Genomic DNA, 13,063 nt, shown 5'->3' with positions numbered 1-13,063 from the left:
GCCGGGCCGGGTCAAGAACCGTTCCGTATCCCCGATGTGCCGCAAATACATCGGGGATACAAAAACCGGTCAGGCAAAACTGGGCAACAAATCATCGACATAGCCATGAATGGCGGTCGATTTCAAAAGCGCCTTTACCGCTGCAATATCGGGGGCAAAATAACGGTCCTTGTCGTAAAACGCGGCCACCGCGCGAACCGATGCAATAACCTTTTCCAGCGCATCACTGGATGTCATCGGGCGGCGAAATTCAATCGCCTGACAGGCAGCCAGCATTTCAATCGCAATGATGCCATTCACATTATCGGCAATATCGGCCAGACGGCGCCCGGCAAAGGTTGCCATCGACACATGATCTTCCTGATTGGCCGAGGTTGGCAAACTGTCAATCGATGCCGGATGGGCCAGTGTTTTGTTTTCCGATGCCAGGGCCGCCGCCGTCACCTGGGCAATCATGAAGCCGGAATTAAGCCCGCCATTTTCCACCAGAAAAGCTGGAAGATCGACCATTGCCGGGTCAATCAACAGGGCAATGCGACGTTCGGAAATCGCACCAATTTCCGATGCCGCAATCGCCAGAATATCGGCGGCAAAGGCCACCGGTTCGGCATGAAAATTCCCACCCGACAAAATATCCCCCTCATCAGGGAAAATCAGCGGGTTATCCGTCACCGCATTGGCTTCACGTTCTAAAATGGCGGCAGCATGGTTGATCTGATCCAGACACGCCCCCATCACCTGGGGCTGGCAACGCAATGAATAGGGGTCCTGTACACGGTCACAATCGGCATGAGACCGGCGAATTTCCGAATCTGCCAGCAATTCGCGATATTTGGCCGCCACAGCAATTTGCCCGGGCTGACGGCGCAATTTATGAATGCGGGCATCAAACGGGGTATCGCTGCCCTTGGCGGCATCAACCGAAACCGACCCGGCCAAAACCGCAGACGCAAAATTATCCTCAATCGCAAACAGACCAAACAGGGTAAGGGCGGTTGAAACCTGTGTGCCATTTAACAAGGCCAGGCCTTCTTTTGGTGCCAGTACCACGGCATCCACCCCGGCTTTGGCCAGGCCTTCGATGGCGGGAATAACGTTACCCTCATGGCGGACCTCGGCCTCGCCAATCAAGGCCAGGCTCATATGGGCCAACGGTGCCAGATCGCCCGATGCCCCGACCGACCCCTTGGCCGGGATCAGCGGGTAAATGCCATGATTAAACAGCGCGATCAGGGTATCGATCACCACCGGTCGCACCCCGGAATGCCCGGCAGCAAGGCTGGTGATTTTTAATGCCAGAACCAGCCGTACCACCGCATCAGACAGCGGATCCCCCGTGCCGGTGCAATGCGAAAGCACCAGATTGCGCTGTAAATCGCGCAGGCTGTCTTCATCAATGCGGGTTTTTGCCATCAGGCCAAAGCCGGTATTGATACCATAAACGCTTTTGCCGCGTTTCAACACTTCTTCCACCGTACCGGCGGCGATAGCAACCCGCTCCCGGCAGGCATCGTCAATATCGATCTGCACATTACCAGCGGCAATTTTGCGCAATTGGGCCAGTGTCAATTCACCCGGGATTAGCTTGATCGTTTCCATAATTTTTCACCATCGGCAAGTTGAGGCCCTGTTTGGGGCACGGTGATTACGACGTCATAACCGGCATCAATAGACCGCCGCCGGCAAATCGCCGGGCCATAGGCCTTCTTCTGATCCAATATGTATATACAAATCTATAAATCGCGCTTTGTCAACTTGGCAAGAGAAAGGTTTTCGGGGGAAAATGCCTGAATATTACGATATTTTTGACATTTCCCGGCATTACACGCACACAAAAGATCTATACATTTAACGAAATCGTGTTTAGCTCCCTGGTTCGATTGCCCCTTTTACGCCGGTGGCAACATCAGACATGACGAAAAAGGCCCGTTTCTTGACCCAGGATTTGCCTGCAACGCTGTCCGCTACCAACCTGACCCTTGATGGTAATGGCCCGCTTTATGCCCAGATCAAACGGGTATTGGCGCGCAATGTCATTTCCGGGCATTGGGTTTCCGGCCAGAAAATTCCAACCGAAATGGAGCTGGTCCGGGTCTTCCGGGCATCGCGCATGACGGTAAACCGCGCCTTGCGCGAACTGGTGGCGGAAGGTGTTTTAACCCGCACCAGAGGGGCCGGCACCTATGTTGCCGATCGCAAAGGGCAATCACCGATATTGGAAATTCGCGCAATTGACCGCGATATTCGCGCCCGCGGGCACCGCCATGACAGCGAAATTATAACCTTTGATACCGTGGCCGCCGATGCCCCCCTTGCAACCCGGTTTGGTCTGACACCGGGGGCATCGCTGTGCCATTTTGTCTGTCTGCACCGCGAAGAAAATGTTCCTGTTCAGGTCGAGGACCGCTGGGTTAACCTTGCCGCCGCCCCGGCCTTTGCCCAACAGGATTTCAGGGATATTACCGCTGCGGCCTGGCTTTTGGCCAACGCCCCCTATTCAGATGCCCAGCATTTGATCGAAGCAATAGCAGCAGATAACACCACCGCCAAACGCCTGGATATCGCCCACGGCGCACCGTGCCTGGTATTACATCGGCGCACCTGGTTTCACGGCACCCCCATTACAGTGGCAAAATTCACCCATCCGGGCGAAAGTTACCAGCTTGGCGGGCACTTTGCCCCACAGCATCCCAGTGACGGGTAAAGTAATATCATTCCACACGAATCCAACTATCTCTGATGTATCGCCATTTCAATCCGGAAGTGGTTTTATATTACAACAGCCTTAGATTAGTTTACAGATAGGCTATGATAATCGAAACGTTAACGCTCGAGACCAATAACAACTAATACATGGAAAATCACCGACATGAAAACGGATAACGCCGCAAATTCAATATCTGAACATGATAACAGTTATCCGACGTCGGCAGCCTTCATGAGTCGATTCAAGGGCCGACTTTATCGCTATAGACTAATCTTACTTTCAATATGGGGTATAGGGTTGATAACAATTGGTTATGCAGGGATCGACAGCCGGTTTGCCGTTACCGATCATTATAATTTTGATAAAATCGTTCACATCAGTGTATTTGCTGCTATGGCATTCTGGCCGGCCATAATTTACGGGCGCAAGCTCGTCAGCACGATTCTTGTAATGATTATTACTCTGTGCGCTCCAGGACTGGAGTTGATGCAAGCTCACTTCGGTCATGGACGTATTGCTTCGATCGCAGATATGAGTGCGAGTTTGGCCGGAATCCTAGCTGGAATTGTTCTGGCAAATATTTTACGTAAAATATAATATTCGCTAGCCCAACGTTACATCAGAAAAAATAAATTCTTATTTCTTCCGTATGAACTCATATAAATGCCGCTTTACAAAAACAGGAGACAATCGAAAAAATATGGTTGGCAAGAGTGATATAAAAAAAGACTTCGAGTTCAATCGGTTCATTTTCAAATGATGGATTTTAAAATTCATTTCGTGGAATAAGTATTTAAAACCACCTCTCCTAGAATACTGGTCCGTAGAAACTCGAACATTCACCAACGGGGATTGGATACAGTAAAAAATAAATCCTTGAGCGGACAGCCGTAAATATAAATCCCAGTCCTCCAATAACCCAAAATATTTTGAATATCCTCCCACCGAATGAACTATTTCTTTTCTAAACATTATAGTTGGATGAGAAATAACATTTCTATATTGCAGAGCCTTCTTTATATCAACGTCGAATTCAGGACTCTTCTTTACGCGAAAAAATGATTCATAATCACTTTCAAATTCTCCTTGCCAACTGCAGCAAATGTCAACATCGCTATCACTCTCTAAAATGGATAACTGTTTCTCGAAGCGGTTTGGCAACGAATAATCATCGCTATCCATTCTTGCAACATATTTCGTCTGGCATAACGATAAGCCAAAATTTAAAGCAGATGCCAAACCAACATTTTTGGGTAAACACTCAACGCGAATATAAATTTCTGATTCTTTCTGAACTGATTTAATTTCCTCCATCAGTTCTTCTGAAACAGGGCCATCAACTACTAAAACGATCTCGTTAGCTTTAGCAGACTGATCAATAACGCTTTGCAGAGCCAATTTTAAGTCGCGAGGGTTGTCATTCTTATACACGGACATTAGAACAGTAAGATCGTTATTTCCCATGTTTGAACATTCGCCTCTTGATGTCAGCACCAAAGGTAAAAAAGACAACACATATAAGACCAACCGAGTCCGCAATAAGTATCAAAAATGCTGCAGTAGTTGCAATAGGAGGCCGAACCGAAACGAAATACCCAACCAGGACAACGCTACAACTCATCAACACAGAAAAAAAGAAAAACTTATCTTTATGAGCTGGCAGCAAATAATTAATACCTAAAGCATTAAATATGCTTTGAATGAACATTTGCACTGATAAAATTTTAATAACATATTTTATTTCCCCCTCCCCGACCACGCCAAACACAATTCTATTTATCGCACCGGAAAAGAAAATAAGTAACATCATAACTAAAAATGACATTACGATCAAAAAAATAGTGGAATTCCCCACGAACTTGGGAACCAATGAATTTGGATCTTTGATAAAAGAAATTACTTTAGGAAAAATCACCTGCCTTAATGGCTGGATAGCATTAAAAACTGTTCGGACTACTCTGTCACCGATAGCATAAACACCTGCAGCTTTAAGTGAAAAAAACTCTCCTATAATTATAACAGGAAATATATTATACAGCGACCCAAAAACATGGATGAAATATATTCCCCTTGCTTTATTCAACGATAAACGCACATAAGGCCCCCACTTGAAATCGCGGTAAAAATTACTTACTTCACTATTCATAAATATATAAAAATATGAAAGAAACAATGACAGCACATGAGAAAAAGCTAAAATTTCAAAGTAAAAATGGGCATCTTTAGGTTCATTTATAACTAAAGCACAAATAGAAAGAGCAAGTATCTTCGGGATAACATCACATATACCAGCCAATAAAATCTGTTGTTTTCCTAAAAAATACCAAGCGGGCGTCAGACCTAAAGAAATCCCCCAAATCAAAGCCGGCACGAATAGATCTAACGGATAAAAAGAATTATGAAAAAATAAAATAAATAGAAAAAACAGAATACCACATACTAGTGATAAAATTAATCTCAAAACAAATACCACACAAAAGAAATTCAATGAATGCGAAGTATTGTCTCTATTTTCAGCAATTTCACGAGTTCCAAAGAGATGGGCCCCCCCTTCGATGATAATTGAAATATAGGTGCCTATTGCAGATACTCCTGCAATCATCCCCCATGTATTTATTCCAACGCTCGGAACGATCAACGGAATAATAGCTAACGGAACGAAAGCATTAAGTCCAAAAATGAAATAAGCTTGAACGCTCTTCAGAATAAAATCTTTTCGAAGGAAAAATATATTTTTTAAAATTTTACTCATGCGTTTATATACATATCTATCAATTACTAATATTTTTTATTGGCACATACAGACAAAACCATTTCTCCAGCGCTCGAAAAGTAAATAATTTTATCGAAAACTAGCCATCTTCCATCAATTCCCTACTTTCCCCCTCTACCATTGAAACTTGCCCTAAAAATAGTCCAAAAATAAGCCATTCAAAAATTCCGTACCCCGTCCACTGAAACAAACCAGAGATCAACATAGCTGTAGCAGCGCCGTATGTAGATTTACGAAAAACATCTCGAGTAAACACTGTAAAAATAACTCTTCGTGCGAATATCAAGAAAACGAACACACTCAGAAAACTTCCTTCTACCAAATATTGAATATAAATATTATGGAAATTATTTTCAACTACTGAAAAATGATACGCACTCTCCAAATTTCTTATGCCATTGCCCACTCCAACACCGAGAAGATTATTTTTGAAAATGTCCCAACCAGAAGACCATAGAAACAACCTTCCCTGCTCTTGCATCAAATATGACCATTCTAGATCAAATTTAAAAAATTGATCTAAAAATGTATAAGTAATTGTTTCAAAAAACAGCCCTAAAAACACTACAGCCAACATAAAAAGATATATCACGACAATATAGAAAGTTTTTATTTTCAGCATATCTCTAAAATAGAAAAAAGCGCTTAAAAATGCTATAATTAATCCGGCACGACTGTCATATAACGATGACTTTAACAGGACATAAATGATAAGTGAAAATCGAGCATAAAAATCACGTGTTAGCAGACTCGCCATAGCCAGGATACTAATTTCAATATTTGGTCCTCCGTTCGTTACAAAAAAGAAATCATAAACATTATATGAGGTGTGGCCATTAAATATATAAAAAAAGTCTCTTATTAAATTTGCTGCCAAAAGCAAATAACATACTTTTGAAAAAAAATCACCCAGCTTATTATAATAAAACTTAGACAAAGTTACACCAAGTGCGGACCCAATAATAATATTGGCGCACGTCATCATCTTATAGTTAAATCCAAATTCAAAAGTTGATATTAATGACGAAAGAAAAGTAATTACAAAAAAAACAACAGGTATCAACATTTCCTTTCCAAAAGAAATGGGGAAAAATAAAAAGAACAACGCAGAAAACACATACGCTGTCCCAACATGACCCTGGCCAAATTTGAAAAGAGAGAAATTAAGAAAAATCCCAAACACTATAATTACGTGAAGATGATAAATTCTACTAGTTGTCATCACATGAATTCTTCTCTAAAAAACAAGATCACTTACTTATAAACCTGAAAAAACTCAAACAAAAATGCCCCAAAATTCTCTTAAAATAATAGACGTAAGAAATAACAGGATTTGCGCCATGCTTAATAGAAATATTACGCACATCACGAACTCCCTGAAAATATTTCCTATGGCTATTTCCCCCAATCTGATTATAGCATATTAGTTGATCACAATATCTTCCTATTACTCCTTTATTATGTATTGAAAGCAAAAAATCATAATCAGGAGCGACTTTAAACTCATCATCAGTCATTTTTGAAACATGATATATTGACAACCGGCTAACAATCGATGTGTAATTGATTCTTGGCATAGTATATTTAATTTTTTTCGCATAATTCTTGTCTCCGTATACACTATATACGATTTTGCCAAAACTATCACAGAACACATTATTTCCAAAAACGTAGTCTGCCTTAGTTGATGTTAAGAACCTCACAGCATTACTGATATAATTTTCCGGAATCCAATCATCAGCAAACAAAAACATAATATACATGCCTGTCGAATTCTCAATTGCCTTTCTCTGAGCTTCAGCAGGACCACTATCTTTTTCACTTATAGCGAGTGATATATTAGAGTTATATTTTTTAACAACATCCATAGTACCATCTGTTGATTTTCCATCAACAACGATATATTCAATATTTAAATAATCTTGAGACAATACACTTCGAATTGTTTTCTCTATCGTCGCTTCGCTATTAAAACAAATAGTTGCAATCGTTACACGTGGATTCAATTTTATGCCCTCCCCCAAAAAAATATCCGCAGAAATTAAATTTATAACTCGCGATATATAAAAATAATTAAAGAGACTCCCATAAACTATTCTCTTCCCACTTCAAAAAAAAAATAAACCATATAAATTTTTATAAAAACGGACCTTATAACGTAAAAAAAGACGCGATATTAAATATTTTCAAAACATATAACAGCACACACATAAAACATTATTATACTCAAAATAAAATTAAACCAATTACTTGATGAATATTTAATATGCCCCATCAAAGGAACATACGGTGAGCGGTGTTATCAGTAAGATTTTGAGATCCAAAAAGACACTCCAATTACGCGCGTACCTAGCATCAAGATCAACACGACGTTCATAAGAGGTATTACTTCGGCCAGAAACCTGCCAAAGACCGGTTATACCAGGCATAACCGAGGTATAAAGTTCACCTTCATCCCCGTAAAACATATCGAGCTCAGTTCGAACCACGGGGCGAGGGCCTACTAAACTCATATCTCCCTTCAATACATTAATTAATTGAGGTAACTCATCGATGCTTGTTTTTCGAATAAACCTTCCAAAACGCGATACTCTTGGGTCATGACGCAATTTACAGTTTTCTTCCCATTCTAACCGCGCCGCCGCATCAGTAGATAAAAAGTCCGCTAACAAATCATCAGAATTCTGATACATGCTCCGGAACTTCAAACACTTAAACAATTTCCCATTGAAGCCAACGCGCTCATGGCCAAACAGAGCAGCTCCACCATCAGCCCTCACAATCAACGCAGTAATTATCATTGGTATACACAAAAAAACTAACAACAATGAAGAAATCAACACATCCATTGTTCGCTTTATAATGCGGGAAGACGTCTTCATTAACCTGTTATTTCCATAAACAAACGGAATCCCATTCTTGAATACCATATTTTGATAAAGTCCACGCCTTGCAGCAACGCCCAATTCTGGAATTAAATAAAATTCGACACCACGACGCTCAAGTTCAAAACATAATTTCTCAATTTCTATAATTTCAGAAGGTAAAACAGAAAAAATGAAAAGCCCGTTTCTCTCTATGACAGTGTCAATTAACTTTTTAAAATCTTTTCCTTTTGAACTGTAATCACTAAAAGAGACATTAATCTCTATCTGACAATTATAAAGACCTGACCATTCTCTATTCAAAACATCCGTTAGAGAATTCTGGACTTTATGTGATCTTAAAATAAAGGTTGGCCGTCCCCAAATTCCGAAAGATTTCAAAATACTTCTGGTAAGTAAAAAAAACGTCGGTAAAACAGCCAAAGCAGCGCACCAGCTTCCGATCAACCAAAGACGCGAAAATGACTGCTGCGTAGCATATTGAATAACGACGTCAATTGTGAATGCAAAAACAATTGCTTTAAGGCATATACCAAATCTGCCCCAAATATCACATTCAGCATCATATTGATTTTCCGATGCTAACCACCCCAGGCAAGACATCGATAGAACACCAAAAATTATAGACCTTTGAAAAATTTGATCAACATCACCCAATATTTCATAATTAGAATCTATAAAGAAAAAATTCACTCCGTATCCGATTATTCCTCCGATCAAAAAAGACAAAACAAAAGATAAAAAATCTGAAAAAAACAAGGCCGCAAAAACAAACTTCTTATTAAACCTAGTTTTTACTACTTTTTCTCTTTTTAATGAATAATCATCAACCACGACATCCAATCCTTATTGAACTAAATTAAATATATAAATATTTTTTTTTCATTTGAAACATGTCATTGTCATTCGCATTCATACGTCATCATTTTTTCTGTGACGACCAAGATTGAGCCCAAGCAACACCTAGTAAAAATGAAAATGACCAACCTACCGCAGGAATCTGGACACTAAAATCAAAGAGACTATGCATTCCGATTAAAGTAGCAACAGCCAGTCCCATGATTGGATAAATTTGACACCTTCTACGATTTTTAACTCCTCGCATAATATGAAAAATAATAATACCAATGCCTGTTAATAAAACAGCAGCACCCAAAATTCCAATTGTGAATGCCAACTCCAGATATGTATTATGTGCGAAGCTCCAGGTTGCCCATGCTGTATTAGGGACACTAAACAAACGTATTCCCTCTTTGAAGGTCCCAAACCCATAGCCTGTAAGGGGGGCTGTTTTTATACCTTCCCATACCTGCATATATAACGACGTTCGCCAATTAAGATCCCGATCAAATAAGTCAAACCTCTGAACGATATCTTCTCCGCTCAAAGAAAATATTAATATAACGCCAATTGCAGCAAAAATGGCAATCCACCTGGTAAACTTTTCCGGCATTAATTTTGAAAATCGTAAACAAAAAACTGCAACGACAAGCCCCGCCAACGTACTCAATGCACCAGCCCGCGAATGTGTCAGTAACAATGCACTAGCATTCAACAACATGCCAATAACAGCGATTCCAAAACGATAAGTATCACGCGCCATGATACGAATAATAACTTGTCGAAAACTATGACCTAAAATTGCATATTTTTGCATAATCTGAGCGAACATTAGAAATGATATGATCAGTCCTAGACCAGCATATGTTGCAAAATTATTTCTATTTATAAATGTACTCGTCAGATCATTTTTATAGTATATCTTTTCAAACCAAAGGATACTATAAAATCCACCGAGAAAAACAATCAAACCATATGCAGAATATAGAGATGTAAAAATGACAAATGAATTAGAAAATGTCTTTGCTTTTTTCTCATCAATAGAATAGCAGGCTGACAAAAAGAATATAAAAATTGAAGTTATTATTTTTATAACAGATTCAGATGTCTCAAAGGAATCTATAGTAATTGAACGACTTAACTCTTTACCTAAAAAAGGTTCAGAGAGAATCCATATTGGATTTGCGGCAATCCCCAGAAAGTCAGTTATATTTTGCAGCCATGCCCATATAATGACCATTCCGCAAAATATGGCTGGCAGAGTCAGTCGAGATGCAGCAAATTGCGACAACGGTTTTTCTTCTAATAATTCCTTTGCGCTAAATAATAATATTAGAATTATTGTGTATAAAAAAGATAGTGACCACACCCATGGAACATTTGCGCCAAATGGCAATGGAACCAACGCCACAAAGAAAATAAGTGCAAAAAAAACAAATTCAGATATGAATTTTTTCACCGATTTTTTGTCTTTTAAGCTGAAAAATGACAATTTTTCGATATTTTCATACGGTAATGTCATTCAAAATTCGAGCCTATTTTCATTTGCAGCGTTGCATTTACGTAACGTGCCTAAAATTTAAAAAACTTTAAACATTTCCATATCTTGTGTTTTTCAACATCGCATACCCTTTCACTAACTCTTCAATGCCACGAGAGAGTGAGAATGTAGCTTTGAAACCTGTTTTTTCAATCTTATCGTTAGAAACGACATAGTTTCTTTGGTCTGGATCTTTAGTCAATTCAGCTTCAATAACTGTAAATTCACTAACTATCTTTTGAATTTCCTCGCAAAGTTCCTTTTTCGACACATTAGCTTCTGAAAGTCCAACATTGAATATTTCACCCTTCATATTTTCGAAATTGGAAACACCGTGCTGAAACACCCGCGAAATATCCCGAACATGAATGTAATTACGCTTAAAGTGCCCCTCGAATAGAACGACTGCCTTATCGTGAACTGCTCGATAAGTAAAATCGTTAACGAGCAGATCTATGCGCATACGCGGAGACATACCGAACACAGTGGCCAGACGAAAACTAATGGCATTAGGGTGCTCCATTAGTTCTTTTTCAACCAACACTTTATCTATCGCATATTTTGAAATAGGGCGAAGCGGCGATTCTTCCGTGCAGAAATTATTGTCATCGCCCGATCCATATGCACTATTCGTCGTAGGCATGATGATCCTCTGATCTTTCGACACAAGGTCCATCATCAGCGAAATAGCGCCATGATTTGTTGTTTCAGCTGCAACAGGATCTCGCGAGCATAGTGGCGCACCCACAATTGCGGCTAAAGGAATTATCACATCAGCGTCCTTGATCAACGGAGCTACCGCTTCTTTAACGCGTACATCGCCTCGAACAACATTAAATTTATTATGATAACAAACATGATTAAGACTATCTTGGCCATACATAAAGTTATCGATAACAGTAACCTCATGTCCTGCAGCTAATAAATCAGGTACAAGAATTGATCCAATATAGCCTGCGCCGCCCGTCACCAAAATTTTGTAAGACATGTCAATCCTGTATTTTAAAAATTTCACGTTCTACGCATTCGCACAATGAATGAGCCAACACGATATGTACTTCCTGGATAGCTGCAGTGGTCTCACCGGATGCAACAATGCAATAGTCCGCCATTTCCTTGGCTTTACCTCCTTCATAACCGGTAAAAACAATCGACGGCACACCAATCTCTCGGCAAGTGTCTAGAGCAAGCAAAATATTAGATGAGTTACCTGACGTAGTAATACCAAGAAAAATGTCCCTGGATGTCATTTTTCCCTGGATTTGGCGTGAGAATACTTTGTCATAACCATAATCGTTCCCAATTGCAGTTAAGACAGAACTGTCAACCGTTAGTGCTTCTGCAGGAAGCGGCGACCGATCGCGAGCAAGTTTACTAACAAATTCTGCGGCAAGATGTTGAGCATCAGCGGCAGAACCACCGTTTCCTGCAATGTAAATTCGACCACCATTCTTATAACGATTTACAACTTCTCGAACGGAAGCACCAAAAACAGCAACTTGATTGACCTTTGCAATCATTTCTTGTTTCGCCGAAATTGACGCTTTGAGATTGTGAACAAGAACTTCTTCTGCAAGCATAATTCAATCTCCTTGAACACCAACAACAGTCGATGCCCGCAAGTAATCATCAGGGACACCGATATCTATAAAGGGGCCGTCACACTCCATTCCGTACACAGCTTCACCTTCGCTGAGCAACCTGGCAAATATGTCGGACTCCAAGGAAAGTTTATCTCCTAAACAATCGTAGTGTTTTCTCATCATAGTAGGGTCAATCAGATAAACGCCACCGTTGGCCAAGTCGCCAATAACGCCCCTTTCTGAACGCAAGCCGACTATTCGACCACTGGTGTCAACATCCATGCCCATATAGCGATTATCTTCGGTAGCCCGAAACAGCGAAAATGTACAACCAGACTTCTTTTCGGTGTGAAATTTTTTTAATTTGTCGAGGTTTACAGAAAATAAGGTGTCACCATTCAAAAGCAAAAATGGGTTATCTGTCGAAATTGACTGCATCGCCAATAACATGCCCCCTCCCGTTCCAAGCGGTTGCTCTTCAACTGAATAGGTCACTGGGCATCTGCGATAACTTGACCCAAAATACTCTTGAACTATCGAAGATAAATATCCAACCGACAGCACGAACTCGGTTACACCCTGATTTATCCAATAATCCATCAGATGCTTTAAAAAAGGTTGTCCTGCGACAAGAGCCATTGGTTTAGGGCGATCTGCGACCACACTTCTCAGGCGGGTACCAAGCCCGCCTGCGAGGATGATGGCTGTCATCATAAAAGGAACCCTTTTCAAAAA

General features: G+C 40.5%; 12 protein-coding genes. 2 read left to right on the top strand and 10 right to left on the bottom strand.

Annotated features, from left to right (window positions below; all coding sequences use genetic code 11):
• Positions 1-69: 69 nt before the first annotated feature.
• Positions 70-1,602 carry a histidine ammonia-lyase gene (gene hutH / locus J4E05_RS10910; protein WP_503012343.1) on the bottom strand — a complete coding sequence of 511 codons (1,533 nt, stop codon included), beginning with the start codon at positions 1,600-1,602 and terminating at the stop codon, positions 70-72.
• 310 nt (positions 1,603-1,912) lie between these two features.
• Here hutH and hutC point away from each other — a divergent pair, with 310 nt between their 5' ends.
• Positions 1,913-2,704, top strand: coding sequence for a histidine utilization transcriptional repressor HutC (hutC, locus tag J4E05_RS10905; RefSeq protein WP_349595363.1), 792 nt, complete (start codon positions 1,913-1,915; stop codon positions 2,702-2,704).
• A gap of 165 nt (positions 2,705-2,869) precedes the next feature.
• Positions 2,870-3,304: a VanZ family protein gene (locus tag J4E05_RS10900; RefSeq protein ID WP_349595360.1), complete on the top strand. Its 435-nt coding sequence runs from the start codon at positions 2,870-2,872 to the stop codon at positions 3,302-3,304.
• 39 nt (positions 3,305-3,343) lie between these two features.
• On the opposite strand, the gene J4E05_RS10895 is transcribed toward J4E05_RS10900, so the two are convergent.
• The 9 genes from J4E05_RS10895 to J4E05_RS10855 form a co-directional block, all read right to left on the bottom strand.
• Complete coding sequence (locus J4E05_RS10895) at positions 3,344-4,171, bottom strand: glycosyltransferase (RefSeq protein WP_349595357.1); 828 nt, start codon at positions 4,169-4,171, stop codon at positions 3,344-3,346.
• The gene (locus J4E05_RS10890) at positions 4,161-5,459 is read right to left on the bottom strand and encodes an oligosaccharide flippase family protein (RefSeq protein WP_349595354.1); all 1,299 of its coding nucleotides are present in this window, start codon (positions 5,457-5,459) and stop codon (positions 4,161-4,163) included. The genes J4E05_RS10895 and J4E05_RS10890 overlap by 11 nt, the downstream gene beginning before the upstream one ends.
• 100 nt (positions 5,460-5,559) lie before the next feature.
• The gene (locus tag J4E05_RS10885) at positions 5,560-6,702 is read right to left on the bottom strand and encodes an O-antigen ligase family protein (protein WP_349595351.1); all 1,143 of its coding nucleotides are present in this window, start codon (positions 6,700-6,702) and stop codon (positions 5,560-5,562) included.
• A gap of 28 nt (positions 6,703-6,730) precedes the next feature.
• Entirely contained in the window at positions 6,731-7,486 is a 756-nt protein-coding gene (locus J4E05_RS10880) for a glycosyltransferase (protein WP_349595349.1), read from the bottom strand.
• A gap of 255 nt (positions 7,487-7,741) precedes the next feature.
• Positions 7,742-9,199 carry an exopolysaccharide biosynthesis polyprenyl glycosylphosphotransferase gene (locus J4E05_RS10875; protein WP_349595346.1) on the bottom strand — a complete coding sequence of 486 codons (1,458 nt, stop codon included), beginning with the start codon at positions 9,197-9,199 and terminating at the stop codon, positions 7,742-7,744.
• An 88-nt stretch (positions 9,200-9,287) separates the two neighbouring features.
• Complete coding sequence (locus tag J4E05_RS10870; protein ID WP_349595343.1) at positions 9,288-10,727, bottom strand: O-antigen ligase family protein; 1,440 nt, start codon at positions 10,725-10,727, stop codon at positions 9,288-9,290.
• Between the two features lie 67 nt (positions 10,728-10,794).
• On the bottom strand, positions 10,795-11,733 hold the full coding sequence (locus J4E05_RS10865) for an NAD-dependent epimerase/dehydratase family protein (protein ID WP_349595340.1): 939 nt from the start codon (positions 11,731-11,733) through the stop codon (positions 10,795-10,797).
• Position 11,734: 1 nt separating this feature from the next.
• Positions 11,735-12,325, bottom strand: a complete 591-nt coding sequence (locus J4E05_RS10860; RefSeq protein WP_349595337.1) for a D-sedoheptulose-7-phosphate isomerase — start codon at positions 12,323-12,325, stop codon at positions 11,735-11,737.
• A gap of 3 nt (positions 12,326-12,328) precedes the next feature.
• Positions 12,329-13,042, bottom strand: a complete 714-nt coding sequence (locus J4E05_RS10855; protein ID WP_349595334.1) for a sugar phosphate nucleotidyltransferase — start codon at positions 13,040-13,042, stop codon at positions 12,329-12,331.
• Positions 13,043-13,063: the final 21 nt, after the last annotated feature.

The sequence above is a fragment of the Thalassospira sp. NFXS8 genome (assembly GCF_040148805.1).
Lineage (GTDB): Bacteria > Pseudomonadota > Alphaproteobacteria > Rhodospirillales > Thalassospiraceae > Thalassospira.
Note: the sequence above shows the minus strand (reverse complement) of the source record. Positions and strands in the feature narration are given on the sequence as shown.

Coding starts and splice junctions, on each gene's coding strand:
- J4E05_RS10865 (WP_349595340.1), bottom strand. CDS start 11,733: ATGTCTTACAAAATTTTGGTGACGGGCGGCGCAGGCTATATTGGATCA.
- J4E05_RS10900 (WP_349595360.1), top strand. CDS start 2,870: ATGAAAACGGATAACGCCGCAAATTCAATATCTGAACATGATAACAGT.
- J4E05_RS10885 (WP_349595351.1), bottom strand. CDS start 6,702: ATGACAACTAGTAGAATTTATCATCTTCACGTAATTATAGTGTTTGGG.
- hutC (WP_349595363.1), top strand. CDS start 1,913: ATGACGAAAAAGGCCCGTTTCTTGACCCAGGATTTGCCTGCAACGCTG.
- J4E05_RS10870 (WP_349595343.1), bottom strand. CDS start 10,727: ATGACATTACCGTATGAAAATATCGAAAAATTGTCATTTTTCAGCTTA.
- J4E05_RS10860 (WP_349595337.1), bottom strand. CDS start 12,325: ATGCTTGCAGAAGAAGTTCTTGTTCACAATCTCAAAGCGTCAATTTCG.
- J4E05_RS10895 (WP_349595357.1), bottom strand. CDS start 4,171: ATGGGAAATAACGATCTTACTGTTCTAATGTCCGTGTATAAGAATGAC.
- J4E05_RS10855 (WP_349595334.1), bottom strand. CDS start 13,042: ATGATGACAGCCATCATCCTCGCAGGCGGGCTTGGTACCCGCCTGAGA.
- J4E05_RS10890 (WP_349595354.1), bottom strand. CDS start 5,459: ATGAGTAAAATTTTAAAAAATATATTTTTCCTTCGAAAAGATTTTATT.